This is a genomic window from Jeotgalibacillus haloalkalitolerans, from assembly GCF_034427455.1.
Lineage (GTDB): Bacteria > Bacillota > Bacilli > Bacillales > Jeotgalibacillaceae > Jeotgalibacillus > Jeotgalibacillus haloalkalitolerans.
Genome location: NZ_JAXQNN010000007.1, coordinates 93,322 through 118,578 on the forward strand (window position 1 = coordinate 93,322; position 25,257 = coordinate 118,578).

The window sequence follows — 25,257 nt, forward strand, 5'->3', positions numbered from 1 at the left end:
ATGAGAGGTGATGAATCGTGAAAGAAAGAATAACCATTTTCCATACGAATGATTTACATAGTCATTTTGAGAATTGGCCCGTCATTCATCAGTTCCTGCAGCAGGAGCGTGCGATGCTTCAGGCAGCCGGCGAGGAAGTCTATCTGTTTGATATCGGGGATCATGCTGACCGCTCGCACCCTTTAACAGAGGGGTCAGCGGGAAAAAGAAACGTTGATCTGCTCAATGAAGCCGGGTATGATGCTGTGACGATCGGAAACAATGAAGGGATCACTTTTTCATACGAAGAGTTAAATGAGCTGTATCATCATGCAGACTTTGAAGTCATTCTGGCAAACCTTTTTACATCAGAAGGAAACCGTCCGGACTGGGCATGCCCTTATCTGATTAAAACTACGAAAAGTGGTGTAAAAATCGGAATTACAGCTGTAACAGCGGAATATCCGGTCTTTTATGAAAAGCTCGGCTGGCATATTACGTCTGCAAAAGATGAATTGAAAGCGCAGGTTCGTGCAATGAAGGACAAGGTGGATATCATTGTGCTGCTGTCACACCTGGGAATCAGAGAAGATGAGTGGGTGGCGGAAGAGTGTCCTGATATCGATATCATTATGGGTGGCCATACACATCACGTGCTTGAAAATGGCCGGCTGCATAATCAGGTGTTGTTAGCCGCAGCCGGAAAATACGGCATGTTTACAGGTAAAGTGGAAATTGAATTTGATCATGTGAGCAGGAAAGTGTCCGGGAAAACAGCAACCCTTTATGAAACAAATGAGCTTCCTGCAGCAGACGATCTGAATACAATATGGCTTGAAGAAGGCCGTCAGCTGCTGTCTAATGAAATCACAGTCCTGAAAGAGCCGATTCATCATAATCCGCTTCAGGCAGAATCTCCTCTATCCAGGCTGCTTGCTGAAGCAATACTTGACTGGTGCGACGCTGATTGTGCAATTGTAACAGGTGGTCTGCTGCTTCACCCGCTTGAAGCAGGGCCGGTAACGGAATATGATCTGCATAAGATTCTTCCCCATCCGATCAACCCGTGTCTGGTTGAACTGACAGGAAGCGAATTGAAAGAAGTCATCAGGCAGTCGAGACATCAGAACTGGCCAACGACGGTGATCAGAGGTCTTGGGTTCAGGGGAACCATTTTGGGTGAGTTTATTTATAATGGGCTTGAGGAAAAAGATCATCAATTTTATGTAGGCGGGCAGGAAGTGCGAGCAGATCAGGTATACAAAATCGCAACCGTTGATATGTTTACATTCGGGTTCTTTTTCCCTGAAATGCAAAGAGCAAAAAAACAATATTTTATGCCTGAGTTTTTGCGTGATATTTTAAAAGACAAGCTAAGTCATACCGCCCGTTAGCGCATGATAATAGATAGAGAAGGGTGATCAGCCAATGAGATTAATATCAACCAGGGTTCTGCGGGCCGGTATGGTACTTGGTCATACCATTTATAACGTGAATGAAAAGCCTCTGTTGCAAGCAGGTGTGACTTTGACTGAGGGAATGATCACACGTCTGCGTTTACTGAAAGTGCAGTATGTATATATTGCTGATGAAAAGTCCAAAGGAATTGAAGTGAAGGAAAGTGTGCCGGTTTTTGTCAGACAGGAATCGATCAGAGAAATCAGGGATGCTTTTTCTTCCATTCATACGTGTAAACAAAAAAATATGTCAGAAATGCTGGCAAATAAAGCAACGAAAATTCAGCATATCCTGAAAAATATCATGAGTGAAATGGACGCGAATCAGGACCTGCTGATGATTCTGTCAGATGCTTATATTTATGATTCTTATATCTTCCACCATTCCTACAATGTGACGCTGTATACGCTTGCGATTGGAAAAGAGCTGAAGCTGCCTGTCAAACAGCTGGAGCAGCTGGGACTTGGTGCGATGCTGCATGACATTGGGAAAACGATGGTGGATGAGTCAGTGCTGATGAAGGAAGGTCCATTGACTGAAGAGGAATTTGAAGAAATCAAGCAGCATACAGTTCATGGATTTGAAGTGCTGAAAAATCTGCATAATGTTTCATTACTGACTGCTCACTGTGCTTTTCAGCATCATGAAAGACTGAATGGCTCAGGTTATCCAAGAGGTATTACCGGTGAGGATATTCATCCGTATGCAAAAATAATTGCCGTAGCAGATGTGTTTGATGCCTGCACATCCAACCGGGTCTACCGGGATAAGATGCTTCCTGCAGATGCACTTGAAATTTTGCTTGCAGGTTCGGGTACATTATTTGATCCGACAGTCATAAAAGCTTTTCAAATGGGAATCGCCATCTATCCAAATGGTTTGACTGTTCAGCTGAGTGATGGAAGAAAAGGGATCGTTGCGCGACAGAATAAAGGCGTTTCTACACGTCCGGTGATCAGGGTAATTGAAGAGAGCCATAAAATTGTTCGGGCGACCTATGAAGTTGATCTATCCTCGGACCTTAACTGCACCATTGCTCAGACCGATGTTGCATTCATAACAGAATAATTCCAAGGAAAAAACTCTTCTGTACAGCATACACTGCGGTATAGGAGGGCTTTTTTATGCGCAGAATCAGAAAAAGAATTGTGATCAAGCCGCTCACAGCACGGTCTGTCTGGCTGCTGTCTATATTAATGTTTCTGCTGATGACGGTTGTCGGTCTCGCTGTAATCAATACGGGTGTGAAACCAACTCTGATGATCTATGCAGAATCTCAGACGAAAAAAATAGGGGCGCTTGTGATCAGTAAAGCAGTTAACAGAGAGATTGCAAATGTAATGGATATCAATGAAATCATTGAAAATGTCCCTACCGACTCAGCAGAAATGGTGACAACAAAATTTAATACCGAAATTATTAACAGAGTACTTACAGAAACCACTGAGCTTGTCCAGGAGCAATTGAGGGCAATTGAACGGGGGGATACCAGAGTCCTGAAATCACTGACCGAGCTGGACCTTGAAGTAGAAGATGCAGGGGAATTGGAGGGGATTGTATATACAGTGCCACTCGGGCAGGCGACAGGTAATGCATTGCTTGGGAATCTTGGTCCTAAGGTTCCTATCCGATTTCACGCTGTTGGAAATGTCACTTCGGATATACGGTCAGATATTGATGAATTTGGTATAAATAACGCTTTTGTGCAGATTAATATTCATTTGGTGGTCGACGTTCAGATCATTGTACCGTTTGCAACTGAGGTAACAACGGTAGAGCAGGATATACCAGTTGCAATGGGCCTGATTCAGGGACAGGTACCTGAAATTTATAATATGGGTGATGGTATGTCTCCTTCCTTGGAAGTTCCTCTTCCGACAGATTAGTCTTGAATTAAAGACAGTCACTTGTTATAATAGTTCAGTAAAATGAATAATCACCACATCATAATCCGATGGGGTAGAGGAGCAGGATTTAAGAGTAATCTGTGTGAGGATGACAACTGCGATCACAGATGAAAGGGGATCACTGCCGAAATGGTAACAATCAGTCAGGATTTTATCATTGGGGTTATCTTTAATAAGGATAACACTCTCTTTCCGCAGCAATTTTTGCGGGTTGAGGAGCTACAGATCGTGATGGAGCATAACATTACTAACGACAAGGGTAATGGTAGAGTCCTCTATCATTGCCCTTTTTTGCGTTTTTTTACGATTATGCCTCACTGCCCTATCATACAAATAAAGGAGGGAACATTATGGAAGGAACTTGGTTATCACTTTTACCGCCAATCATTGCAATTGTAATGGTTTTACTTACAAGACGCGTTCTGCTATCACTTGGAGCAGGGATCGTCGCAGCAGCCCTATTAATCACAAGCTTTGGACCGCTTGATACGCTCGAGACACTTTGGCTGTCATTCAGCGGCGTATTCTGGGAGCACGGTTCAGATGGAGAGCCTGGCGTGCTGAACTTATGGAATATCTTTATTATGCTATTCCTGATTATCCTGGGTGTGATCACAGCATTCATTAACGTATCCGGAGGCGCAAGAGCATTCGGTGAATGGGCAATGAAGCGCGTGAAAACACGTGCAGGTGCTCAGGTTGTAACAGCGTGTCTGGGCATTATTATCTTTATTGATGATTACTTTAACAGTCTTGCAGTCGGACAGGTGGCACGCCCGTTGACTGACCGTCACCGCGTATCCCGCGCAAAGCTTGCTTATCTGATTGACTCAACAGCAGCACCGATCTGTGTAGTATCACCGGTATCAAGCTGGGGTGCATACATTATCGCAGTCATCGGAGGCATTCTTGCTACACATTCAATCACTGAATACACAGCATTCTCAGCATTTATCCAAATGGTGCCGATGAACCTTTATGTATGGGCTGCACTTGGAATTGTCTTTATCGTTGCACTTCGCGGTGTTGATTTCGGACAAATGAAGGTACATGAAAACCGTGCGATTGAAACCGGGGAAGTCTATGATCCAAATAAAGATATCCCTGGCGAATTAAAAAATGATCTTCCTGTTTCTAAATATGGAACAGTCGGTGATCTGATCTGGCCAATCATTGCGCTTGTAATTGGTACAGTGGCATCAATGATGTGGACAGGCTCTCAGGCTTATACAGCTGACACAGGAGAATCTGCAACAATTCTTCAAATGTTCGAATATACAGATGTTGCGAAATCACTTGTATATGGTGCGCTCGTTGGACTAGCAGTTGCCATTGCATTCTTTATCAGACAAATTGGCCGTTCTGAGAAAATTGGCGGCGCTGAATTTTTCCTTGCGCTTAAAGAGGGTGTTAAATCAATGCTTCCGGCAATCTACATTCTTGTTTTTGCCTGGATGATTGTTGGTTTAATCGGGGATCTTGGTACAGGTGAATTCCTTGCTGGAATTGTAGAATCATCTAACTTGCCTCTTGGCTGGCTGCCGGTTCTGTTATTCATTGTGGCAGGAGTAATGGCATTCTCAACAGGGACGTCATGGGGATCATTCGGTATCCTGCTTCCAATCGCAGGGGAGATTGCAGCAAGCACTGATATCTCACTGCTTCTTCCATCACTTGCAGCAGTACTTGCAGGTGCAGTATTTGGTGACCACTGTTCGCCGATTTCTGATACAACGATTCTTTCTTCTACAGGAGCAGGAAGCAATCATATCGATCACGTTGCAACGCAGATTCCTTATGCTGTAACAGGAGCAGCGATTGCTTCAGCCGGTTATGTGATGCTTGGTTTCTCAGGAAGTACACTGCTTGCACTCGGACTTGTCATTGTTCTGCTTGTATTATTTGCAGTCATTATGGGAAGGAATCCGGAAAAGGCAAGAACCGTATCCGCTAAAGAAGGACTCGAATAATGATGAAAACCGTCTGAATAACAATGTCTATTCAGACGGTTTTTTTAAAGGACTATTGTATGATTGGGAAAATGTATGAATTATATAAAGTGTGAAATATTTTGCACACTATTAAGATAAACCTTGTTATGACAGGGTTTATTTTTTTATGTAGATTATTGTAATATAATTTCAGAATTTTTCAAAATAGTACTTTTACATTTAGGAAGCAAGTGCTATACTGATTTTAGATTATGTGAAATAATCTGAATATATAAAAACTTCCATTTATTCAGGAAGTACTTTCAGGGGGGTAATTAGATGAATCGTCAACAGTGGGGATCGCGTGCCGGATTTATTCTTGCAGCAGTTGGTTCCGCAGTCGGACTCGGGAACATTTGGCGTTTTCCGTATGTCGCTTATGAGAACGGTGGGGGAGCATTCTTCATTCCATATTTATTTGCACTCTTAACTGCCGGTATTCCAATTCTTATCATGGAGTTCACCATCGGTCATAAGTACAGAGGATCTGCACCGCTGTCATTCTTCCGCATGAGCGGTAAAAAAGCTGAGTGGCTTGGCTGGTGGGCTGTTTTTGTAGCGTTTGTGATCTCAACCTACTATGCCGTCATTATTGCCTGGGCAATGAGGTATACAATATTCTCATTCGGGCAGGCGTGGGGAGAAGACACAGAAGGGTTTTTATTCACGGAATTTTTACAGCTGGACGTAGCACCTGGGGAAACAGGCGGTATTGTGTGGGGAATATTTATTCCACTTGTACTGGTATGGGTGATTACACTCGGAATTCTGGTTGCAGGTGTTAAGAAAGGAATTGAATATGCAAACCGTATCTTCATTCCAACGCTCGTTATTTTATTCCTGATCATTGTTATCCGTGCAGTCACACTTGAAGGCGCAGCGCTTGGACTTACTGCTTTCTTCGAGCCGAATTTTGAAAACATTATGGATCCGTCAGTCTGGGTAGCAGCCTACGGTCATATTTTCTTCAGTTTGTCTATTGCATTTGCAATCATGATTACTTATTCAAGTTATCTTCCGAAGAAATCGGATATTACGAACAATGCATTTATCACAGGTTTTGCGAACTCAGGTTTCGAGCTTTTAGCCGGTATCGGGGTATTCGCAGCACTTGGCTTCATGGCTACACAGCTTGAAGTTCCTGTATCAGAAGTAGCATCAGCAGGTGTGGGTCTTGCCTTTGTTGTGTTCCCGCAGATTATTAATCAGCTGCCTGGACTCAATGGCATTTTCGGCGCATTATTCTTCCTGTCGCTGACGCTTGCAGGTCTTACTTCACTTATGTCTATCACTGAGACATATGTGGCTGGCTTAACTGAAAAGCTTGGTATCTCACGTAACAAGGCCGTTCTATTCGGTGGCGGACTTGCAGCATTGATTTCAATTCTGTTTGCTACGCAGGGCGGACTATTCTTCCTTGACGCAGCAGATTACTACATTAACCAATTTGGTGTAGCAGCAGTTGGTCTTGTGGAAGTTGTCATGATCGCATGGATTCTGCGTAAAACAGGTGTCCTTCAGAATCACGCGAACCTGACATCAGATATTCACCTTGGCGGCTGGTGGAAAGTATGTCTTGGTCTGATTACACCAATCGTTCTTGGTTATATGATGTTCGGTCTGATCACTCAGAACGTTCTTCAGCAGTTTGATTTTGATAGCGGTAACTATGAAGGATATTCAGATGAATTTGCGCTGACCATGTTCCTTGCTTCAGCAGGTGCAGCTCTTGTGGTTGGAATTATCGTTTCATTTATTAAATGGAGCCGTTCAACACCAGTTGAACTTCCGGATAAGGAATAAAGGAGGGATTCACAATGACAGCCAGTGCAATTGTGATGATGGTAATTGGGATCGTTCTTTTATGGGGCGGACTTGCTGCAAGTATTACAAACGCAGTAAGAAAATCCAAAGATAAAACAGTTTAATATTGAGGCTGCCTGTGCTTACAGTACAGGCAGCTTTTTTATTGCATATTCCGGTGCGAGATCATATTCATTCAGAGTTGAAGGAAGCCATGTGGACATTGGTGAAACTTCCGGAGGCTCGGGTTCTTTTGTGCATCCGGCAATCAATAATATCAGTAGAGCAGCATAAATGAATCTCATGAAGAACACACTCCTTTTCCTGAGTTTGTGCGTTTTGATTCTCATTCATGCATAGAAAAAAGTGTGTGGTCATGTATAATAGGAAGTAGTTCACAGGCAGGAGTGAGAATCTGATGATTACAATGCATAATCAACAATATGAAATCATAGAAGAGTTCAGAGAAGGCTATAATGAAGAGGCTTTTGAAGCGAGATACAGTGAAATTCTGCACAAGTATGACTATATTGTGGGTGACTGGGGATATGGTCAGCTGAGGCTGAAGGGTTTCTTTGAGGATACAAATCAGAAGTCGTCGTTTGATACGAAAATTTCTACGGTCAAGGATTATTTATATGAGCACTGTAATTTTGGATGTCCTTATTTTATTGTGAAGAAGGTTGGCGGAGCGAAAAAGTAAACCCTGCGTTTCCTATAAAACCGTTTCGCTGCGCTTCAGGCGGACGCTTTCCGGACGGAGGTTGCTGAGCCTCCTCAGCCTGCGGCTTCCGGGGTCTCAGCTTCCCTCTATTCGTCCCGGAGTCGCCGCCTTACGCTTCGCTGCACTTAGATATCCATATATATTTTTATTAAATCATCCTTCTAAAAGTAAATAAACGTTTCCTTCAACACGTTTTGGTATGAAAAAAAGCATGTCTCAATTCAAAATGAGATATGCTTCTTTTTGATTTATAATCATTCCGTTTAGTTAAGGTTTATGTGATCCGGGATCGAGTCTTGGAATATCTTCATGGTCGCCTTTGTTTTCGTAGTTAAATGCACTGTAATAACGCTGACCTTTTTGCCATGGGCCTGATTTGTTTCTGACGAGTGAATACTTTCCTCTTGGTGATCCGTAAGGGCCTTCAGGCAGCGTTTCCGGAATGAGGTATTCCTTTTGTACTTCGACGTTTGAAAAATCACTGTAGCGCTCCATGATCCTGCTCCTTTTTTACTTAGTATGAGCAGGCCGGCTTCATCTGATTCACAAAATCACTTCATTTAAAAATTCGCGTAGTTCTGATGCGTCCTGTTCGGACAGTTTGAATGCGTGTTCGATATATCCTTCCTCATCAAGATCATCCTCACCGATAATCGCAAACCGGCTTCCCTGAATATCCATCACCATTGCTTTTCCGTAATAACGGTCAGAATAAAGGATGGCCAGGTCAAAGCGCTGATGCTCGCCCATAAAGCTGACAAATCGTGTTTTTGTTTCCTCTGTATCATCATATAGAAAAAATCGTTCAGTCATATGAAGTCCTCCTTTTACTATCCTCACAATTATAACGATTAACGCACGTCATGCCAAAAAATCTGAAGGCTTATGGTACACTAAAAGCATACATTTTGATGGAGTGTGAAGAGATGTACTTCGTGGATAGAGAAACAATTGAAAAGACATTAATTTTTATGGAAGAACAGCTCAGCTTTTTAAATGAGCACGGCACTTGGGACTCTAAAATTGAAAAGCTGGCGCTTGAACGCAGTCTGCATACCGTTATAGAATCAATTATTGATGTGGGAAATTCAATGATTGACGGTTTTATAATGCGTGATCCTGGCAGCTATGAAGATATTATCGATATTTTAGAGGATGAAAAAGTGATCGGGAAAGACATGCATGCTGATCTTGTTCAGGTAGTGAAGCTCAGGAAGCACCTTGTACAGGAATTTACAGAAGTGAATCATCAAATATGCATTGATACATTTACATCAGCAGAAGCTGCACTAAAAGCATTTGCACCAGCAGTAAGAACCTATCTTGAAGACGAGCTGGGACCAGTCTCAGCATTCAGACGGTAAGGAATAGAGAGGACGTACAGTATGAAAGCTTATAAAGGTTATTTAATTGATTTGGACGGAACAATGTATAGAGGAACGGAACCGATTCCGGCAGCAGTAGAGTTTGTGAAAAAGCTTAAGGTAAAGGGGATTCCGTATTTATTTGTCACCAATAATTCTTCAAAAACACAGGAACAGGTAGCTGCACACCTGCAGAATTTTGATGTGCCTGCTGAACCTGAACAGGTATTTACGACATCTCTTGCAACAGCGGCAGTCATTTCCCGGGAAATGCCGGATGCATCTGCATATGTAATTGGAGGCGACGGCATACGTCAGGCTTTGACTAAAAAAGGCATTACCATTAAAGATGAAAACCCGGATTATGTCATTGTCGGCCTTGACCGGGAAATTACGTATGAAAAACTCGCGCTTGGCTGTCTCGCAGTCAGAAATGGTGCGAAATTTATTTCTACTAATGGTGATATTGCCATCCCAACTGAACGCGGGCTGCTGCCTGGTAACGGCTCGCTTACGTCAGTGATAACTGTTTCTACACAAACAGAACCGCTGTTTATTGGTAAACCTGAAGCGGTTATTATGGAACAGGCGTTAAACGTATTAGGTCTTACGAAAGAAGATGTTGTGATGGTTGGGGATAACTATGATACAGATATCAAAGCAGGATTTAATACAGGAATGGATACATTAATGGTGCATACAGGTGTGTCGCCAAAGAGCCTGCTAGCTGAAAAAGAACTGCAGCCGACTTATTCGATTGATTCTTTGGCTGAGTGGGAGATTTAAGGTCTATATACATTTTGCGTTTACTAAAAGTTAATTTTCTAAAAAGAATGACTCAGCCGTATCTTGGAGTGGAGGACGGAGACTCTCGCCCCGGGAAAGGACGGGTCCGCAAGCGGAGCTGACCCACCATCCGGGGGCAGGAAAGCGAAGTGATCCACGGAAAGATACTGCGTTTTTTAAAGCAAATAAAGGGGATTCTGGTCATGTCTAAAATTTTCATTACCCGTAAAATAGATGATGCTGTGATTGATGAGCTTAAAAAGAGTTTTGATGTTGAAGTGTGGGATTCTGAGGATGAAGCTGTTCCGAGGGATGTTCTGTTGAAACAGGCGAAGGAAAGCCATGCACTTTTAACCATGCTCTCTGATCAGATTGATGAAGAACTGTTATCTGATGCGCCTCATTTAAAAGTTGTTGCGAATATGGCTGTTGGATATGACAACATTGATGTTGAAGCGGCTGAAAAGGCAGGGGTCATTGTTACGAATACGCCGGATGTTTTAACAGATACAACGGCTGATCTTGCTTTTTCATTAATACTGGCAACAGCAAGAAGAATTCCTGAAGCGGCAGATTATATTAAACAGGGCGAGTGGACATCATGGTCCCCATATTTACTAGCCGGTCGTGACGTTCATCACAAAACACTCGGCATTGTTGGCATGGGGAAAATTGGACAGGCTGTTGCCAAACGTGCTGCCGGGTTTGATATGAATATTCTGTATCATACAAGAAGCAGAAAAACGGAGGCAGAAGAGCAATTTGGCGCTCAGTATAAAAATTTGAGTGACCTGCTTGAAAAAGCTGATTTTGTACTTGTACTTGCCCCGTTAACTGAAGAAACCCGCGGAATGATCGGTGCTGAGCAGTTCAAGAAAATGAAGGACTCTGCGATCTTTATTAATGTTGGAAGAGGTCCTGTAGTAGATGAAAAATCGCTGGTTGATGCACTTAGAAATGGTGACATTGCGGGAGCGGGTCTTGATGTATTTGAAAAAGAACCGATCTCAAAAGAGCATCCATTATTATCGATGGAAAATGTAGTAGCTGTGCCGCATATCGGCAGTGCTACGACTGAGACACGCTATATCATGATGAAGCTTGCTGCTGATAATATAAAAGCCGTACTGAATGGTGAGAAGCCCTTAACGAGAGTGACACGCTGAATTCTCATTTATATTAAAAATTTCTCAATAAAAAATCCTCTTGCTATTCTAAGCAAGAGGATGATGTTAATTAAAATACCTGTTCAACTTCTACAACGCCTGGTACTTCTTCAAGCAGTGCGCGTTCGATACCTGCTTTAAGTGTAATCGTTGAACTTGGGCATGTACCGCATGCGCCAAGAAGTCTTAATTTTACGATTCCATCTTCAACGTCAACGAGTTCGCAGTCTCCGCCATCGCGAAGAAGGAATGGACGAAGTTTATCAAGTACTTCCTGAACTGAATCTTTCATTTCTACTTCTGTCATTCGAATCGACTCCCTTCCTGTGTTCTATTATAATGAGTATAGCGAAAAAAATCCATCCATGTTATTTGAAATTATTATTGTTTACGGATTTAAATATGTGATCTGGATGCTTTTTTAAAGAAGGCAGAGATTGGTGCTCCAGGCGGACGCTTTCCGCGGCCGGGCGGTGAGCCAATCCGGCTTCGCCGTATGGTCTCACCTGTCCCTTTCCGCCGCAGGAGTCGCCGCCTTACGCACCAATCTCTGCTGTGCAAGTATATTAATGGTATTCCAAATTTAATGAATAAAAACAGATTCAATGAGTTTAACTTACATTTATATCAAGGGGAGTTGTTAGATATGTCAGATAAAGCTGTGACGATTACGGTGTATGGGGCGGAGACGATTTGTGCGAGCTGTGTAGGTGCACCTTCTTCTAAAGAAACTTATGAGTGGCTTGAGGCGGCGATTGGCCGTAAGTTTCCTGACCGCACATTTGTGATGGATTATGTGGATATCAATACTGAGCAGAAGGATCCGAAAAAGGCTGCTTTTGTTGAGCGGGTTTGGGAAGAGGATCTGTTTTATCCGGTTGTATTAGTAGAGGATGAAATTGTGGGGGAAGGGAACCCGCGTTTGAAGGCTGTCTATAAAGAGCTTGAGAAGTACGGGTTTCAGACTGCTGAATAAACGAAACAAGCGTCCTGGAGTGATTTCACTTCTGGACGCTTTTTCATTTAGACTTCTGTAAAGTTAAGACCCTTTAATACCTCTGCATCTGATTTGTCACACAGATAGCACTTATCATGTTCATCTCTCATGACAATAAAATCAGGATTCTGGTTATCATAATCCTCCGGGACTTCTACAAGATTGTAGCGTTCATGGAATGGTAATAGTGACATACAGATTTCACCGCCTGAAAAATATTTCTTTCAGTATAATGGATCCAGTACGAAATCAACATTTTGGAAAGTTTTCAATGTGTAAAAAAGCGATGGTCTGCTGTACATTTTATATGGTTTGTCACTTAAAATAAATTTCATGAATGTAAGATTTAGACAATACAACTGTGGGTATTAATGGAAGTAACCAGACTCTGGATGAGCATTCGATTTGAAAGGATGGATTCAAATGAGCAGAGTAGCACTTGATACATTAATTAATCGCAGCGTTCGAAACATGGGGGATATTGATTCACGAATCAAAGATATGACGATAGAGATGATTAAACGCGCTTATCAGGAAGGTATCAACGTACAGATCAGTTCAGGCCTCCGCACAAATGATGAGCAAAATAGATTATATGCTAAAGGGAGAACGACATCAGGAAATATTGTGACCAATGCCAGAGCCGGACAGTCCGCTCACAATTATGGTCTGGCTGTAGATTATTTTTTAACTGATCAGACAGGTACTAGAGCTGTTTGGACGGTAAACGCTCAGTGGAAAAGAGTGGCAGCCATTGCGAAGTCTATGGGCTTTACGTGGGGCGGAGACTGGACAAGCTTTCCGGATGCTTCTCACCTTGAGTATACGAAAGGGTTAACATGGAGAGATCTGCAGGCAGGAAGACGCCCGTCATTCACTCAGGTTCAAGGAGTTGAAAAGACCTGGCTGGAATTTGGTGATGAGGGAGCTGGAGTAAAGGCGATGCAGGAGCTGCTAAATAGCCATGGATATGATCTTGTAACTGATGGTATTTTTGGACCGAAAACAGAGCGGGCGGTGAGAAGCTTCCAGTCTGAAAACGGCTTAATTGTGGATGGTGTATATGGCGTTAAGACTAAAGCGGCTCTTGAGGGATAGAGTACATCATAGCCAGTGGACACCGTATTAATGGACTAAAAATCTTTTAAAATAAACGCTTTGTTAAATGTTATTGTTGTTTCTGCACAGCTGGAGCGAAAATCAACAGCCAACTTTAATAAAGCTTAAATAAAAGTAAAAAAACACGCCCAAGAGAATGAGCGTGAAATAAATAAAAAAATTAAATTTTATGATGCTAATATCACTAGCTTTATCAAAGAGTAATGAATATCTGAGAAACCCTATCCATTATGATATTTATACATCCAAAGCACACCTGACTTCAGCAGTCGTGCAATACGGCCTGTTACGGTGCGGTCTGCAAGGTAGGCGAATCCCTGTTTTTTACCGAGTGAGCCCATAAAGCCTTTCAGCTTAATTTTAGGCATCTGCTCCGGCAGCTCTTCGTTTTTCCAGCGAGCAAGGAGCACTTTGACAATCTGCTCTGCCTGTTCCTCAGCAAGCTGCGCGCTTGGTGCGAATGGAAGGCTTGCACAGTCACCGACAACATAGACGTGCTCGTTATCCGGCAGGTTATGGTACTGCGAGAGAACGACGCGGTTTGATGAATCTTTCTCACCAGGCAGGTCACGCACGACTTTCACGGGCTGGATGCCGGCCGTCCACACACATACGTCAACCGGAATCTGTTCTTCGTGGTTATAAAGCATGGTAGGTTCAACCTTTGTAATGTTCGAGTTGCTGACAACTTCAACATTGTTGGCATCAAACCACTTTTGTACATAGTTACTCAGACGCTGAGGGAAGGCAGGAAGAATACGTTCTCCGCGGTCAAAGAGTTTAATCTTGAGGTCTTCGCGGCTTTCACGCAGTTCACTTGCAAGTTCAATCCCGCTCAGTCCTGCTCCTACTACACCAACAACTGATCCTGAAGGAAGATTTGACAGGCGTTCATAGGTCGCTCTTGAACGCTGAATGGATTGAATGCTGTACGTGTGCTCATCTGCACCAGGTACATTGTGGTATTTATCCTCACATCCTAATCCAACAACAAGATCATCGTAATGAACTTCAGTGTTATCTTCAAGAATGACGCGGCTTTCTTCAGTATCAATTTTCGCTACTGAACCGTATTTTACTTCCAGGCGTTCATGTTCAGGAAAGCTTACACGAACTTCCTGATCTGAAGCAGTACCAGCTGCCAGCGCATAATACTCAGTTTTCAGACAGTGATATGGTGTCCGGTCGATTAATGTAATTTTTACGTCTTCAGGCAGCTTATCCGGCAGTAGTCGCAGTAACACGCGCATATTGCCGTAGCCTCCACCTAATAATACTAAGTGTTTCATGGATAGCCCTCTCTTTACAGTAAGCATATTGGTAGGTAAGCACTTTCAATATGATCATACTTACACAATGTGTTTGATCATTACGTTTACATTCATTAAAAAGTATATCGGAATAAAGGTCTTAGTACAATCATATTAAGAGATTTCTTTCACAAACTTGTCATGAAAAAGAGCAGGATCATTGACGAACTTTATTGAAGACGTTACATTTGAAGTGAGTATGAGGTGATAAAAATGAAACCAATTATAGAGTTTTGTATTAGTAATATAGCAAGTGGATCACAGGAGGCATTTGAAACGCTCGAGCGTGACCCGAACCTTGATGTGATTGAGTACGGCTGTACAAGCCACTGCGGGATTTGTGCAGCAGCGATGTTTGCAATCGTTAATGGGGAGCTTGTTGAAGCAGACACGCCGAAAGAACTGGTAGATGCTGTATATGAGTTTCTTGAGGAAAATCCAATGTTTTAATAAAAGGCTTTGTTAAAGTAGGCTGTTGATTTCCGCTTCAGGGGGACGCTTTCCGTGGCCGGGCGGTGAGCCAGCAGGCTTCGCCTAGGCCTCACACGTCCCTTCCTGCGAGCCGCCCCCTTACGCTCCAATCAACTGCTTTGGAGAAACAACAATGGACTTTAACAAAGCGAAAAAAGAAGCTGATTTGATTCAGCTTCTTTTTTATGGACTGTTTCTTTTCTATTATGCATTACGCTCTTCTCTGTACAGCTGCCATCTTTCTTTTGCCATATGCACCATTTTCCGGTCAGTTGAGCTGTGCTGTCTTTCGATAATTTTTGAGAAATGTCTTGTTGCATCATCATCTTCACCAAGACGCAGCGAAAGCTCGGCAATCAGGTATAGTACACGTTCTGTTGTGATCTGAGAACCTTTATAATCCTCTTTTGAATACGCTGATTTATAGGCTTCTACAGCAAGCCGCTGAAATCGCTGCTCCTGTTCAGCGTCCCTTCCGCGGAACAGCCAGGAGAGTCTCAGGTAAAGTCCCGCCAGTGTAATGCTCTTTTCCCTTTTCATCACAGCGATATAAATCGCCAGCTTATAGGCCTTAATGGCATCCTCAATCGAACGCTCACCTGAATAATCGAGATGCTGCCAGTGCTTTGAAATCTTTTCTTCAATTTCCTCTTTACCACCGGGAGGGAAATAAGGGGCAAAGTCATCAGTGAACGAATAGCCGCATTCCGGACAGACATGTACATGATACAGATTCGGGTTTAATGAATCATTCTCATAAATCGGCATCAGGTCTGTACTGTGCTCTTTGGCACGGACAAACCGGCCCCTGATTTTTGTTGTTTTAAATGTCTGATTACACAATCCGCAGGTGATGTGCTTTTGATAAAGCGGGGTAATTTCCATGATGAAACACCTCCAGGTAGTTCTATATACTCTGATAACCTATATCAATGCTTTAATTATACCCTTAAAATAGGACTTTTGAAACAAATTTATCAGAAAATTTAAAAGTAGAGGGATTTACAGGGATGAGGGCACAATATAATGAAACAACCTGATTCCAATCGGTTGAGTACAGCGTGAATTAGCGATATACTAAAATCAGTTAAAAACGTTGGAGGTGCTGAAATGGCAAATGTAATCAAATTATCAGAAGCTGCAGCGCTTCAGGTGAAAGATATGATGAAGCAGGCTGAAGAGGAAGATGCATATCTTCGCGTAGCTGTAAAAGGCGGCGGGTGCAGCGGATTATCTTATGGAATGGGCTTTGAACATGAACTTGGTGAAACCGATAAAATAGAGGAACACCACGGAATTCAGGTACTTGTAAACAAAGACGACGCTGATATATTGAATGGAACTGAAATTGATTATAAGCAGTCACTGATGGGTGGCGGTTTTACAATTGAAAATCCGAATGCAATCGCATCATGCGGCTGTGGATCTTCATTCAGAACAGCGACGAAGACAGGTACACCTGAGAATTGTTAATATTAAAAAAATCGCCGGCGCTTATGCCGGCGATTTTTTTATATACCTTTTAAAGCCTCTTTAATCGGCTGATCTCCATTCACCAATTCAATTGTTTTATGATGAAGATTAGTACAGAGAATGGATTCCACCAGTACTGTGGCGACATCCTCACGTGTGATTTCACCCTCACGATGCTTCATTTCTTCTGATACATCAATTTTATCTGTTGCTTTGTCATCCGTTAAGGCACCCGGACGCACAATTGTGTAATTCAGCCCGCTTTGTTTTAAGTGAACGTCTGCATCATGTTTTGCCTGCAGGTAATGATGGAACGTATCGCTGTCTCCTGCGATTGACGGGTCGTCTGCACCCATCGAGCTTAGCATAATGAACCGCTCAATACCTTTTTCCTTGGCAAAGTCGACAGCCTTGATTGCACCATCACGGTCAACAGCCGTTGTCTTATCAGTTCCGGTATCAGGTCCTGAACCTGCAGCAAAAATGACTGCATTGACATCTTCAAACGCATAGTTGAAGGCCTGTTCCAGGTCTGCAATAATCGGCCTTGCACCGAGATCCTCCATCTCTTTGGACTGTTCGGATTTCCGGATCATTGCTTTTACAAGATGCTGTTCACTCTCAGCAAGCTTCTTCACTGCCATTCGTCCAGTCGTTCCATTTGCACCAATTACGAGTACATGCATGGTATCACTCTCCAAAAATTAGTTGATACTCTATATCATACCCTGGCAGAATTTTGCTAAACGAATGATCAACTGAACATAGACGTACTGTGCATTGGCTGCACGCGTGCTTTTGGATCAATTGAAGCCTTGGCATTATTAACAGCTGTCGGTGCTTCACCGAATCCTGAAGCGATCAGCTTTACTTTCCCGTCATACGTACACACATCACCTGCTGCGTAAATGCCTGGAATATTCGTTTCCATCCGTGAATTTACAACAATTGAATTTTTCTCAATCTCAAGCGTCCATTCTTTAATCGGACCAAGAGAAGAGACAAAGCCGTAATTCACGATTAAGTGATCAAAGTTCAGTACGGTTGTTTCTTCTTCCTTCGCTTTTTGCAGCGTCAGTGACTGAATGACATCATTCATTGTCTGGTAACCGACAGGCACATAAGGTGTCATCACGTTTACACTGGACTGCTTCAACTGCTCAACGCTTGCTTCATGTGCGCGGAATGTATCGCGTCTGTGAACGAGTGTAACTGATTTGGCCACCGGCTCAAGCATCAGTGCCCAGTCAACTGCTGAGTCACCGCCGCCTAACAGCACGACATCCTGATCTTTGAAGTTTGAAAGATCTTCTATAAAGTAATGAAGATTTTTCTCTTCAAAATCATTCAATCCATCCAGGTTTAATTTTCTCGGCTGGAATGCGCCGTTACCTGCAGTAATAATGATGGTTCTTGTATAATGAACTTCTTCCGGCGTCGTCAGGACAAATACACCGTCCTCACGCTTTTCAACGTGTGTAACTTCCTGACCCAGACGGATTTCGGTATCAAAGCGTGACATTTGAGCGGTTAAGTTATCAACCAGCTCCTGTGCTTTTACTTTCGGAAAACCTGCAACATCATATATATATTTATCAGGATATAAAGCAGTCAGCTGTCCGCCAAGATGCGGAAGACTTTCAATCAGCTTTACACTTGCCTGGCGCATACCGCCGTAAAAAGCTGTAAATAAACCAACCGGACCGCCGCCTATCACCGTAATATCATAAACCGAAGTATCTTCTTTCATCATGAGATCCCTCCACAAAACCTGATTTGCATGTAGTGTACCACATCATTCTATACAATAACCTTTCACGAGGTTCTGAAGATGCACTTTTCAGACTTTTGGATGAAGACACAAAGTTTTCAGATTTTATCATAAAACCTTGAAATAAGAAGAAAAAAAGAATATGATGGTCTAAGATAAAGAATCAATAGAAGAAGTATGGTGTTCATTTTCGTGAACAATTTCACAATCTTTTATAAGGGCAAGCGTTGCTGCCTTAAAAGCATCGTAATCTCATATTAAAAAGGTGGAAGTGATCCAATTGAAAAGACCAACAGTGGTTGTTTTAGGAGCAGGATACGGCGGATTATCCGTTATTACTAAACTTCAGAAGCTTGTGAATGCAGACGATGCAGATATTATTCTTGTGAATAAGAATGATTACCATTATGAATCAACATGGCTGCATGAAGCAGCAGCAGGTACAATGTCTCCGGATGCAGTGCGCTATGATATCGGCGGCGTGCTTGATAAAGGTAAAGTAAACTTTGTACAGGCAACTGTTGAAAATATTGATACAAAAGCTCAGAAAGTCATCACAGACCGTTCTGAAATCAGCTATGACTACCTTGTAGTCGGCCTTGGTTTCGAAGGCGAAACGTTCGGAATCCCTGGCTTGAAAGAGCACGCTTTCTCTATAGCTAACGTGAAAGCTGCACGCCAGATCCGTGACCACATTGAATATCAGTTCGCAACTTACAGCCTTGAAGAAGTAAAAGATCCTTCAAGACTGACAATTATCGTAGGTGGCGCAGGCTTCACAGGAATTGAATTTCTTGGAGAACTTGCTGACCGTCTTCCGGAGCTATGTGAAGAATACGATGTAGATCCTAAAGCAGTTCGTATTCTTTGTGTTGAAGCTGCACCAATGGTTCTTCCAGGGTTTGACGAAGAGCTTGTTGAATATGCAGTGAACTACCTGAAGAGTAAAGGGATCGAATTCTCAATCGGAACACCTCTTACAGAAGCAACGCCAGAGGGTGTGAAGATTAAAAAAGGTGAAGATGTATTCGAAGAAATTCCTGCAAAAACAGTTGTATGGGCTGCCGGCGTTCGCGGTAACTCAATCATTGAAAAAGCAGGCTTTGAAAATATGCGTGCCCGCATCAAGGTTGATCCGGACCTTCGCGCACCTGGACACAACAACGTATTCATCGTTGGAGACTGCGCACTAATGATCAATGCACAGACAGAACGTCCATACCCGCCAACAGCACAGATCGCAATGCAGCAAGGTGCACACACTGCACACAACCTGGTTGCACTGTTCAAGGGTGAAGAGCTTGAGCCATTCACGCCTGATCTGAAAGGTACAGTATGCTCACTAGGTGAAAATGAAGCAATCGGCGAAGTATTCGGCCGTAAAATTACAGGTAAAAAAGCTGCTATGATGAAAAAAGTCATCGACAACCGTGCATTATACATTCTCGGTGGTCCTGGCCTTGTATTCAAAAAGGGTAAGCTGAACATGTTTTAATAAAAAGAGCAGCTGCGGCTGCTCTTTTTCTACATATAAGGGGTGTAGTCATGAAAAGGGGAAAAGTATGGCTGGGCGCTGCGGGCGTCATTGAAAACAGTAAAGGCGAATGGCTCGTCGTCAAGAAAAAGTACGGCGGTCTAAAAGGAAAATGGTCTATTCCGGCAGGGTTTGTGGAAGAAGGGGAAACAGCAGATCAGGCAGCCGTCAGAGAAGTGAAAGAAGAAACAGGCATCACAGCAGAAGTGATTAAAGTAGCCGGCTTCAGGAGCGGGGTGCTGAAGGATACGATCAGTGATAATATGATTATATTTGTTATGAAAGCAGTGGATGAATCTGAGGCGCTGCAGGTTCCTGAAGAGGAGATCGCAGAGGCGGCGTGGATTGAAAAGAGTGAGCTTAGGAATCATCCGGATGTATCTTCTATGATCCCGGTGATGATTGATCATGAAGAAGCAGCGACGCTTGAAATCAACCGTGATTCAAACCCTGGCGATCAATTTGGTTATACGAAGTATCATTTGTTTTTCTAAGGCTAACTTTAATCATGCAGTCCCTGGGTTGGAGAAACTTTGAATTCAACGTTTCTATAGACCAATTGTGAACAAATTGCGAAATTCACCCACAGTTCTAAATTTTCTGATAATTAAAGAAAAAGGAAGAAACGGGTTAATGTATTCGCTTTCATGCGCTTTTTTCACCAAATTTGCTGCTTTTCAGCTCTAAAGTGTCCGTGCTATAGTACTCTCAATACATCAGAAGAGAGGGTGCTTCATATGAAGAAACAGACAAATTGCAGCTATTGTGCTGGTAAAGGATATTTTCAATTAAGACTAGGTGGATCAGAAACCTGCCCTAACTGTGGAGGGGAAGGTAAAAAATAGATGATACAAGAGCCGGGTGCATATGCATCCGGTTTTTTTCTGGTTTGAGAGGGGGTGCTTTTTTGATATTTTAGCCCGGAGACCAGGGAATGTAATGAACGGATATGTCATCAAAAACCCTGAAAAGCTGTCAGTGTGCGCGTTGATTACATCAAGAATCCGGGTGTATCGCTACAACTTCATCGTGGATTGCTACATCCTAGCCGGAAACAGCGACAAGTGCACGCGCCAGCCCTGTACTAACTTTGTGTCATCAAATTGAACGTTAATACACGAGCATTGCACTGGATTCCCAAGTGATGTACACTGTTCTAGTGAACATGGAGGTGTATCATTTGGCTTCGTTTGGATTGGCTGAACTTTTAATTTCAATGATGCTGTTTCTGATCTTATTTTTTGGAATCGGCTTTTTATTAAATATGTTACTACGTATGACATGGATCATGGCAGTGATTTATCCAGTCATTACAATTTTAATTGTCGATGAAGTCAGATTCATCGAGTATTTTCGTGAACCGGGAGATTCTTTTTCTGCACTCGGGACCCGATTTGTTTCGCTGGCACCAGCGGATATTTTAATATTATCAAGCGGTATGGCAGGCGCTATCATTGCAGGACTTGTAATGATTTGGCTCCGTAAGCAGGGTTACCGAATGTTCTAAAGCTCCCCGGATAAGGTGGAGCTTTTTTAATTGTCAGTCAATTCAAAGGATTAGGTCTATCGTCATCAATGATTAATCTTTGTCATATAGGGAATATGTAATTTTGGAAGGAGTAGATGTAATGTCTAAATTAGTAAAAGTATCTGCAGGGATAATTCTTGCAGGGCTTGCTTCGTTATTTTTTACGCAGGAAAACAAAGCAGCAGCAGAAGGATGGTCCATTGCGTTGCCATCTGAAGAAATGGTGCCCGTTGTTGAAGATATGAGAATGTTACAGGACAGAGAGCTGTCTTTAACATCAAAAACACTTTCAAGCGAGGATGCGGCGTTTAAACTGCTTGCCTCTAAAGTAAAAGGCAATGAAGAGAAAGCTGTGCCGAGACATGTAGTGGACAACCCATCAAAAACTGTTACAGCTACAGGTTACACTGCCGGAATAGAATCAACAGGAAAAGAGCCTGGTGATGACCTCTACGGAATTACGTTTTCTGGTATTGAAGTAAAAAGAGATCTTTACTCAACGATCGCAGCTGACCCAAAAGTGTTTCCGATTGGAACAGTGATGTTTATTCCGGGATACGGTTATGGTGTTGTAGCAGATACAGGAAGTGCAATTAAAGGAAACATCATAGATCTGTATTTTGATACAGTAGATGAAGTGTTTAATGAGTGGGGCAAGCAGAAGGTTGAAGTATACGTACTGAAGGAAGGCGACGGTACGCTGACTGAAGAGGAGTTTGCAGAATTAAATAATCAATAATAAAAAGTGTCACGCTCTATTTTTGAAGCGTGACACTTTTTTAATGCATCTGCAGGTCATCAGGCAGAATAATTTTGTTGTATTGCTCCGGATGCAAAATCTTACCGAGCTTGATCAAACCTTCGAGTAACCGGGGGGAAGGTCTGCAGTAGAGTGCTTCTTCAAGTACGTGTACTTTACCTGTTTTGACAGCATCCATGTCAGGCCATCCCGGTCTTTTATTCAAAATAGCAGGGTTTACTTTTCGCGGCTGCACACCAACCCATGCCATACAGATGACGTCAGGATTTTTGTTTAAGACATCCGCCCAGTCGGTCTGAATACTGGCCAGTTCAACTGACTCATAAAGGTTCACGCCACCTGCAAGACGGCTGATCTCTGTCAGCCAGTTCACACCGCCTGGCGTAAAAACAGGCTTTGGCCACCATTCCCAGTAGAGGGAGGGAGGAGCTTTAACTTCTGCTGCCGCTATTTTACAATCTTCAATTACTGCTCTGAACGCCAGTGCAACCCTTTCAGCACGCTCAGGAATTCCCGCTGCCTGTCCGAGAGTCTGAAGGTCCTGCACGATATCCTCAAGTGACTGAGGATTAAAGCAGATATGATGGAGCCCTCGTCTGTCGAGCTCTTCTATGTTCTTTTCCATGCCGGGTACGCTCAACGAGGAAAGGATCAGGTCTGGCTTAAGTGCCTCTACTTTATCGATATCAATTGACAGGTCCGGGCCAAGCTGTTCAAGCGCTTTGACTTCAGCCGGCCAGTCTGAAAAATCGTCAACGCCGACAATGGAATCCATCAGCCCGAGATAAGCAGCGAGCTCAGTATTGCTTGGACAAAGTGACACAATTCTCATGATTGAACCTCCATTTAAAGCGTAATCAGATAATGTACAAGTAAGGTCAGAAAGATCCCTGTAAGCCCGCCGAAAAACACCTCAATCGGTTTATGGCCAAGGAGCGTTTTCAGCTCTTTTCGCCTTTCTTCCTCATCCTTATTCTGCCAGCCTTTAGCTTCAGAGACGAATTTATTAAAGTCCCGCATCAGCTGATTAATGACAGCAGCCTGTTCACCCGCCTGGAAACGCACGCCTGTTGCATCAAACATCGTAATGATGGCAAAGACAGTTGCAAGTGCAAATACGGGAGAAGAAAGCCCGTTTTCTATTGCAATGCCGGTTGCCAGTGCCGTTACAGCGGCTGAATGCGAGCTTGGCATGCCGCCTGTAGAAGTTACAAGTGACCAGTCCACTTTACGTGAGGCTGCAAATTGAATCGGTACTTTTACAACCTGGGCAAATAAAATTGCAAATAATGAAGCCCATAGAGGAAAATTGCTGAAGAGTTCCATAGACGTTTGTCATCCTTTCAAATGGCAGGAGTTTTAAGCAAGTATACCATATTTCAAAGACGCTTCGGATGTACGGTAATCGAATTATCATAACATTTACAGTATACTTAATCAGTGGAGGTGTTTGATATGAAATGGACGATACATAATAATGAGAAAGTACTTAAGGAGCAACACGGTTATCTGGCAGCGGGTATCTGGAATCAGCCGGTCGTTTCAGATTTTTCGAAGGAAATTGATGAACAGATGAATGGCGGACTGACTGAACTGATCAAGGAAGGTGACATTGAAACCAAGTCAAAGCAGGTGACGATTTTACCTACACTTGGCGCTCTGCCTGCGAAAAGAATGATTTTCTCAGGACTTGGCAAAGAGGCTGATCTGACATTTGAAGACTTAAGAGAAAGCTTCGGTGCACTCGGGAAGACGCTTAAAAAGAAGAAAGTGTCGACGCTCGCCGTTGCATTGGATTCATATAAAGGGAATGATTTTGAAGCAACGGATATTGCACAGGCGCTGATCGAAGGTATGACACTTTCGATGTATGAATTTGAAGGTTATAAAAAGAAATCAAATATACCTGACGTGGAGCTTGAAGAACTGCACATTTTCACTGAGCATGATCCGCAGGAAATCGAAGCAGCACTTGAAGTTGGACAGGCACTGGCTGAAGGTACGAATGAAGCGAGAACACTGGTCAATATGCCTTCTAACCTGCTGACTTCAGTGAAAATGGCTGAGTACGCGAAAGAAATGGCTGAGAGACATGATTTTGACATTGAAATTCTTGGCAAGGAAGAAATTGAAGAGATGGGCATGGGCGCGCTGCTTGCAGTGAACCAGGGGTCTGAAATCCCGCCGCGCATGATTGTCATGAAACACCAGGCAACTGAAAAATGGGAAGATGTGCTGGCGCTTATCGGTAAAGGGATCACATTTGATACAGGCGGTTATTCAATTAAGCCAAAAGACGGCATCGTTGGTATGAAAGCTGATATGGGTGGTGCAGCCGCTGTTCTCGGCGCAATGGAGATCATCGGACGCCTGAAGCCGGAGCAGAATGTCATGGCAGTCATTGCCGCAACTGACAATATGATCAGCCATACAGCATTTAAGCCGGATGATGTCATCACATCTTTAAGCGGAAAGACGATTGAGATTCTAAATACAGACGCTGAAGGCAGACTGGTACTGGCTGATGCTGTCACTTACGCAAAACAGCATGGTGCAAATTATCTCGTAGACGTAGCCACGCTCACTGGCGGTGTCATTGTTGCGCTTGGTCTTGATAAAACAGGCGCATTAACCAATAACGAACCGCTGTTCGAAAAGGTGCTTGAGGCTTCTGTGGAAGCAGGAGAGTTTATCTGGCAGCTTCCTTATACAGAAGGGGATAGAAAGCGTGTACGAAACAGTTCTGTGGCAGACCTGAATAACTCACCGGGCCGGGATGGTCACGCACTCTTTGCTGGTGCATTCATCGGTGAATTCACAGAAGGCACACCATGGGTTCACCTGGATATCGCAGGAACAGCGACAACAAAATCAGCTCACCTGCTTGGTCCTGCAGGCGGAACTGGTGCAATGGCCAGAACGCTTGCACTTTTAACAGAGCAGTTTGTGCTTGAGAGATCAGAGAAATAAGGTTTTGGGAAATGTCCTTTTATGAGGGCATTTTCTTTTTTATGCGGCACGTAGACCTCCGTCCAGAGATACGCCATTTTCATAATAATTCTGAAAAACCACACCTGAATCCTTACGCAGCATGCTCCTTCATACAACTCCAAACT

The 25,257-nt window shown here is 43.2% G+C and carries 30 protein-coding genes, 1 pseudogene and 1 riboswitch; of the genes and pseudogenes, 20 read left to right on the forward strand and 11 right to left on the reverse strand.

Annotated elements, in window-relative coordinates; all coding sequences use genetic code 11:
* The first annotated feature begins 17 nt into the window (after positions 1–17).
* From UFB30_RS15255 to UFB30_RS15280, 6 genes are all read left to right on the forward strand, one after another.
* The gene (locus UFB30_RS15255) at positions 18–1,373 is read left to right on the forward strand and encodes a bifunctional metallophosphatase/5'-nucleotidase (protein WP_322422561.1); all 1,356 of its coding nucleotides are present in this window, start codon (positions 18–20) and stop codon (positions 1,371–1,373) included.
* A 34-nt stretch (positions 1,374–1,407) separates the two neighbouring features.
* Positions 1,408–2,505 (forward strand): HD-GYP domain-containing protein, encoded by a 1,098-nt coding sequence (locus tag UFB30_RS15260; protein WP_322422562.1) that lies wholly within the window; start codon positions 1,408–1,410, stop codon positions 2,503–2,505.
* A gap of 56 nt (positions 2,506–2,561) precedes the next feature.
* Positions 2,562–3,323, forward strand: a complete 762-nt coding sequence (gene yunB / locus UFB30_RS15265) for a sporulation protein YunB (protein ID WP_322422563.1) — start codon at positions 2,562–2,564, stop codon at positions 3,321–3,323.
* Positions 3,324–3,389: 66 nt separating this feature from the next.
* Positions 3,390–3,574: riboswitch (Lysine riboswitch) on the forward strand.
* 120 nt (positions 3,575–3,694) lie between these two features.
* A complete protein-coding gene (locus UFB30_RS15270) occupies positions 3,695–5,314 on the forward strand; it encodes a Na+/H+ antiporter NhaC family protein (RefSeq protein WP_322422564.1) in 1,620 nt (539 codons plus the stop codon).
* A 300-nt stretch (positions 5,315–5,614) separates the two neighbouring features.
* On the forward strand, positions 5,615–7,138 hold the full coding sequence (locus tag UFB30_RS15275) for a sodium-dependent transporter (RefSeq protein WP_322422565.1): 1,524 nt from the start codon (positions 5,615–5,617) through the stop codon (positions 7,136–7,138).
* Positions 7,139–7,152: 14 nt separating this feature from the next.
* Positions 7,153–7,263: a methionine/alanine import family NSS transporter small subunit gene (locus UFB30_RS15280; RefSeq protein WP_322422566.1), complete on the forward strand. Its 111-nt coding sequence runs from the start codon at positions 7,153–7,155 to the stop codon at positions 7,261–7,263.
* An 18-nt stretch (positions 7,264–7,281) separates the two neighbouring features.
* Here UFB30_RS15280 and UFB30_RS15285 read toward each other — a convergent pair whose 3' ends face one another.
* A complete protein-coding gene (locus UFB30_RS15285) occupies positions 7,282–7,443 on the reverse strand; it encodes a hypothetical protein (RefSeq protein ID WP_322422567.1) in 162 nt (53 codons plus the stop codon).
* A gap of 113 nt (positions 7,444–7,556) precedes the next feature.
* Here UFB30_RS15285 and UFB30_RS15290 point away from each other — a divergent pair, with 113 nt between their 5' ends.
* Positions 7,557–7,841 (forward strand): YutD family protein, encoded by a 285-nt coding sequence (locus UFB30_RS15290; protein ID WP_322422568.1) that lies wholly within the window; start codon positions 7,557–7,559, stop codon positions 7,839–7,841.
* 288 nt (positions 7,842–8,129) lie between these two features.
* Here the strand turns inward: UFB30_RS15290 and UFB30_RS15295 are convergent, their stop codons facing one another.
* Positions 8,130–8,357, reverse strand: a complete 228-nt coding sequence (locus UFB30_RS15295; RefSeq protein ID WP_322422569.1) for a cytosolic protein — start codon at positions 8,355–8,357, stop codon at positions 8,130–8,132.
* Positions 8,358–8,405: 48 nt separating this feature from the next.
* On the reverse strand, positions 8,406–8,675 hold the full coding sequence (locus UFB30_RS15300; RefSeq protein ID WP_322422570.1) for a DUF3055 domain-containing protein: 270 nt from the start codon (positions 8,673–8,675) through the stop codon (positions 8,406–8,408).
* A 113-nt stretch (positions 8,676–8,788) separates the two neighbouring features.
* Between UFB30_RS15300 and UFB30_RS15305 the strand changes: the two genes are divergently transcribed.
* The 3 genes from UFB30_RS15305 to UFB30_RS15315 all read left to right on the forward strand — a co-directional run bounded on the left by UFB30_RS15305 (position 8,789) and on the right by UFB30_RS15315 (position 11,178).
* Positions 8,789–9,226, forward strand: a complete 438-nt coding sequence (locus tag UFB30_RS15305) for a DUF86 domain-containing protein (RefSeq protein ID WP_322422571.1) — start codon at positions 8,789–8,791, stop codon at positions 9,224–9,226.
* Positions 9,227–9,247: 21 nt separating this feature from the next.
* A complete protein-coding gene (locus UFB30_RS15310) occupies positions 9,248–10,012 on the forward strand; it encodes a TIGR01457 family HAD-type hydrolase (protein ID WP_322422572.1) in 765 nt (254 codons plus the stop codon).
* Between the two features lie 203 nt (positions 10,013–10,215).
* Complete coding sequence (locus tag UFB30_RS15315; protein WP_322422573.1) at positions 10,216–11,178, forward strand: 2-hydroxyacid dehydrogenase; 963 nt, start codon at positions 10,216–10,218, stop codon at positions 11,176–11,178.
* Between the two features lie 70 nt (positions 11,179–11,248).
* Here UFB30_RS15315 and UFB30_RS15320 read toward each other — a convergent pair.
* Positions 11,249–11,541: pseudogene (locus UFB30_RS15320) on the reverse strand (NifU family protein).
* A gap of 283 nt (positions 11,542–11,824) precedes the next feature.
* Between UFB30_RS15320 and UFB30_RS15325 the strand changes: the two are divergent.
* Positions 11,825–12,154 (forward strand): YuzD family protein, encoded by a 330-nt coding sequence (locus tag UFB30_RS15325; protein ID WP_322422574.1) that lies wholly within the window; start codon positions 11,825–11,827, stop codon positions 12,152–12,154.
* Positions 12,155–12,201: 47 nt separating this feature from the next.
* Here UFB30_RS15325 and UFB30_RS15330 read toward each other — a convergent pair whose 3' ends face one another.
* Positions 12,202–12,369, reverse strand: coding sequence for a hypothetical protein (locus tag UFB30_RS15330; RefSeq protein WP_322422575.1), 168 nt, complete (start codon positions 12,367–12,369; stop codon positions 12,202–12,204).
* 229 nt (positions 12,370–12,598) lie between these two features.
* Here UFB30_RS15330 and UFB30_RS15335 point away from each other — a divergent pair, with 229 nt between their 5' ends.
* Entirely contained in the window at positions 12,599–13,273 is a 675-nt protein-coding gene (locus UFB30_RS15335) for a peptidoglycan-binding protein (RefSeq protein ID WP_322422576.1), read from the forward strand.
* A gap of 242 nt (positions 13,274–13,515) precedes the next feature.
* Here the strand turns inward: UFB30_RS15335 and UFB30_RS15340 are convergent, their stop codons facing one another.
* Positions 13,516–14,583 carry an NAD(P)/FAD-dependent oxidoreductase gene (locus UFB30_RS15340; RefSeq protein ID WP_322422577.1) on the reverse strand — a complete coding sequence of 356 codons (1,068 nt, stop codon included), beginning with the start codon at positions 14,581–14,583 and terminating at the stop codon, positions 13,516–13,518.
* A 234-nt stretch (positions 14,584–14,817) separates the two neighbouring features.
* Here UFB30_RS15340 and UFB30_RS15345 point away from each other — a divergent pair, with 234 nt between their 5' ends.
* Positions 14,818–15,054 (forward strand): YuzB family protein, encoded by a 237-nt coding sequence (locus UFB30_RS15345; protein ID WP_322422578.1) that lies wholly within the window; start codon positions 14,818–14,820, stop codon positions 15,052–15,054.
* A gap of 225 nt (positions 15,055–15,279) precedes the next feature.
* Here UFB30_RS15345 and UFB30_RS15350 read toward each other — a convergent pair whose 3' ends face one another.
* Complete coding sequence (locus tag UFB30_RS15350) at positions 15,280–15,960, reverse strand: DUF2225 domain-containing protein (RefSeq protein ID WP_322422579.1); 681 nt, start codon at positions 15,958–15,960, stop codon at positions 15,280–15,282.
* A 225-nt stretch (positions 15,961–16,185) separates the two neighbouring features.
* On the opposite strand from UFB30_RS15350, the gene UFB30_RS15355 reads away from it, so the two are divergent.
* Positions 16,186–16,548: a HesB/IscA family protein gene (locus tag UFB30_RS15355; protein WP_322422580.1), complete on the forward strand. Its 363-nt coding sequence runs from the start codon at positions 16,186–16,188 to the stop codon at positions 16,546–16,548.
* 38 nt (positions 16,549–16,586) lie between these two features.
* On the opposite strand, the gene UFB30_RS15360 is transcribed toward UFB30_RS15355, so the two are convergent.
* Both UFB30_RS15360 and UFB30_RS15365 read right to left on the reverse strand, forming a co-directional pair.
* Positions 16,587–17,234 (reverse strand): SDR family oxidoreductase, encoded by a 648-nt coding sequence (locus tag UFB30_RS15360; protein WP_322422581.1) that lies wholly within the window; start codon positions 17,232–17,234, stop codon positions 16,587–16,589.
* A gap of 68 nt (positions 17,235–17,302) precedes the next feature.
* Positions 17,303–18,298: an NAD(P)/FAD-dependent oxidoreductase gene (locus UFB30_RS15365; RefSeq protein WP_322422619.1), complete on the reverse strand. Its 996-nt coding sequence runs from the start codon at positions 18,296–18,298 to the stop codon at positions 17,303–17,305.
* A 301-nt stretch (positions 18,299–18,599) separates the two neighbouring features.
* On the opposite strand from UFB30_RS15365, the gene UFB30_RS15370 reads away from it, so the two are divergent.
* From UFB30_RS15370 to UFB30_RS15390, 5 genes are all read left to right on the forward strand, one after another.
* Positions 18,600–19,814 carry an NAD(P)/FAD-dependent oxidoreductase gene (locus tag UFB30_RS15370; RefSeq protein WP_322422582.1) on the forward strand — a complete coding sequence of 405 codons (1,215 nt, stop codon included), beginning with the start codon at positions 18,600–18,602 and terminating at the stop codon, positions 19,812–19,814.
* Positions 19,815–19,864: 50 nt separating this feature from the next.
* Positions 19,865–20,347 carry an NUDIX hydrolase gene (locus UFB30_RS15375; protein WP_322422583.1) on the forward strand — a complete coding sequence of 161 codons (483 nt, stop codon included), beginning with the start codon at positions 19,865–19,867 and terminating at the stop codon, positions 20,345–20,347.
* A gap of 243 nt (positions 20,348–20,590) precedes the next feature.
* Positions 20,591–20,698 (forward strand): YuiA family protein, encoded by a 108-nt coding sequence (locus tag UFB30_RS15380; RefSeq protein ID WP_162182134.1) that lies wholly within the window; start codon positions 20,591–20,593, stop codon positions 20,696–20,698.
* A 371-nt stretch (positions 20,699–21,069) separates the two neighbouring features.
* The gene (locus tag UFB30_RS15385; RefSeq protein WP_322422620.1) at positions 21,070–21,360 is read left to right on the forward strand and encodes a YuiB family protein; all 291 of its coding nucleotides are present in this window, start codon (positions 21,070–21,072) and stop codon (positions 21,358–21,360) included.
* A gap of 121 nt (positions 21,361–21,481) precedes the next feature.
* Entirely contained in the window at positions 21,482–22,120 is a 639-nt protein-coding gene (locus tag UFB30_RS15390; protein WP_322422584.1) for a 3D domain-containing protein, read from the forward strand.
* A gap of 40 nt (positions 22,121–22,160) precedes the next feature.
* On the opposite strand, the gene UFB30_RS15395 is transcribed toward UFB30_RS15390, so the two are convergent.
* On the reverse strand, positions 22,161–22,973 hold the full coding sequence (locus UFB30_RS15395; protein WP_322422585.1) for a cobalamin-binding protein: 813 nt from the start codon (positions 22,971–22,973) through the stop codon (positions 22,161–22,163).
* A 14-nt stretch (positions 22,974–22,987) separates the two neighbouring features.
* The gene (locus tag UFB30_RS15400; protein ID WP_322422586.1) at positions 22,988–23,467 is read right to left on the reverse strand and encodes a divergent PAP2 family protein; all 480 of its coding nucleotides are present in this window, start codon (positions 23,465–23,467) and stop codon (positions 22,988–22,990) included.
* A gap of 129 nt (positions 23,468–23,596) precedes the next feature.
* On the opposite strand from UFB30_RS15400, the gene UFB30_RS15405 reads away from it, so the two are divergent.
* Positions 23,597–25,111 carry a leucyl aminopeptidase gene (locus UFB30_RS15405; protein WP_322422587.1) on the forward strand — a complete coding sequence of 505 codons (1,515 nt, stop codon included), beginning with the start codon at positions 23,597–23,599 and terminating at the stop codon, positions 25,109–25,111.
* The last annotated feature ends 146 nt before the right edge of the window (positions 25,112–25,257 follow it).

Bases quoted from the DNA above. Each gene is read 5' to 3' on its own strand.
- UFB30_RS15260 (WP_322422562.1), top strand. From the start codon at position 1,408: ATGAGATTAATATCAACCAGGGTTCTGCGGGCCGGTATGGTACTTGGT.
- yunB (WP_322422563.1), top strand. From the start codon at position 2,562: ATGCGCAGAATCAGAAAAAGAATTGTGATCAAGCCGCTCACAGCACGG.
- UFB30_RS15270 (WP_322422564.1), top strand. From the start codon at position 3,695: ATGGAAGGAACTTGGTTATCACTTTTACCGCCAATCATTGCAATTGTA.
- UFB30_RS15275 (WP_322422565.1), top strand. From the start codon at position 5,615: ATGAATCGTCAACAGTGGGGATCGCGTGCCGGATTTATTCTTGCAGCA.
- UFB30_RS15280 (WP_322422566.1), top strand. From the start codon at position 7,153: ATGACAGCCAGTGCAATTGTGATGATGGTAATTGGGATCGTTCTTTTA.
- UFB30_RS15285 (WP_322422567.1), bottom strand. From the start codon at position 7,443: ATGAGATTCATTTATGCTGCTCTACTGATATTATTGATTGCCGGATGC.
- UFB30_RS15290 (WP_322422568.1), top strand. From the start codon at position 7,557: ATGATTACAATGCATAATCAACAATATGAAATCATAGAAGAGTTCAGA.
- UFB30_RS15295 (WP_322422569.1), bottom strand. From the start codon at position 8,357: ATGGAGCGCTACAGTGATTTTTCAAACGTCGAAGTACAAAAGGAATAC.
- UFB30_RS15300 (WP_322422570.1), bottom strand. From the start codon at position 8,675: ATGACTGAACGATTTTTTCTATATGATGATACAGAGGAAACAAAAACA.
- UFB30_RS15305 (WP_322422571.1), top strand. From the start codon at position 8,789: ATGTACTTCGTGGATAGAGAAACAATTGAAAAGACATTAATTTTTATG.
- UFB30_RS15310 (WP_322422572.1), top strand. From the start codon at position 9,248: ATGAAAGCTTATAAAGGTTATTTAATTGATTTGGACGGAACAATGTAT.
- UFB30_RS15315 (WP_322422573.1), top strand. From the start codon at position 10,216: ATGTCTAAAATTTTCATTACCCGTAAAATAGATGATGCTGTGATTGAT.
- UFB30_RS15325 (WP_322422574.1), top strand. From the start codon at position 11,825: ATGTCAGATAAAGCTGTGACGATTACGGTGTATGGGGCGGAGACGATT.
- UFB30_RS15330 (WP_322422575.1), bottom strand. From the start codon at position 12,369: ATGTCACTATTACCATTCCATGAACGCTACAATCTTGTAGAAGTCCCG.
- UFB30_RS15335 (WP_322422576.1), top strand. From the start codon at position 12,599: ATGAGCAGAGTAGCACTTGATACATTAATTAATCGCAGCGTTCGAAAC.
- UFB30_RS15340 (WP_322422577.1), bottom strand. From the start codon at position 14,583: ATGAAACACTTAGTATTATTAGGTGGAGGCTACGGCAATATGCGCGTG.
- UFB30_RS15345 (WP_322422578.1), top strand. From the start codon at position 14,818: ATGAAACCAATTATAGAGTTTTGTATTAGTAATATAGCAAGTGGATCA.
- UFB30_RS15350 (WP_322422579.1), bottom strand. From the start codon at position 15,960: ATGGAAATTACCCCGCTTTATCAAAAGCACATCACCTGCGGATTGTGT.
- UFB30_RS15355 (WP_322422580.1), top strand. From the start codon at position 16,186: ATGGCAAATGTAATCAAATTATCAGAAGCTGCAGCGCTTCAGGTGAAA.
- UFB30_RS15360 (WP_322422581.1), bottom strand. From the start codon at position 17,234: ATGCATGTACTCGTAATTGGTGCAAATGGAACGACTGGACGAATGGCA.
- UFB30_RS15365 (WP_322422619.1), bottom strand. From the start codon at position 18,298: ATGAAAGAAGATACTTCGGTTTATGATATTACGGTGATAGGCGGCGGT.
- UFB30_RS15375 (WP_322422583.1), top strand. From the start codon at position 19,865: ATGAAAAGGGGAAAAGTATGGCTGGGCGCTGCGGGCGTCATTGAAAAC.
- UFB30_RS15380 (WP_162182134.1), top strand. From the start codon at position 20,591: ATGAAGAAACAGACAAATTGCAGCTATTGTGCTGGTAAAGGATATTTT.
- UFB30_RS15385 (WP_322422620.1), top strand. From the start codon at position 21,070: ATGATGCTGTTTCTGATCTTATTTTTTGGAATCGGCTTTTTATTAAAT.
- UFB30_RS15390 (WP_322422584.1), top strand. From the start codon at position 21,482: ATGTCTAAATTAGTAAAAGTATCTGCAGGGATAATTCTTGCAGGGCTT.
- UFB30_RS15395 (WP_322422585.1), bottom strand. From the start codon at position 22,973: ATGAGAATTGTGTCACTTTGTCCAAGCAATACTGAGCTCGCTGCTTAT.
- UFB30_RS15400 (WP_322422586.1), bottom strand. From the start codon at position 23,467: ATGGAACTCTTCAGCAATTTTCCTCTATGGGCTTCATTATTTGCAATT.
- UFB30_RS15405 (WP_322422587.1), top strand. From the start codon at position 23,597: ATGAAATGGACGATACATAATAATGAGAAAGTACTTAAGGAGCAACAC.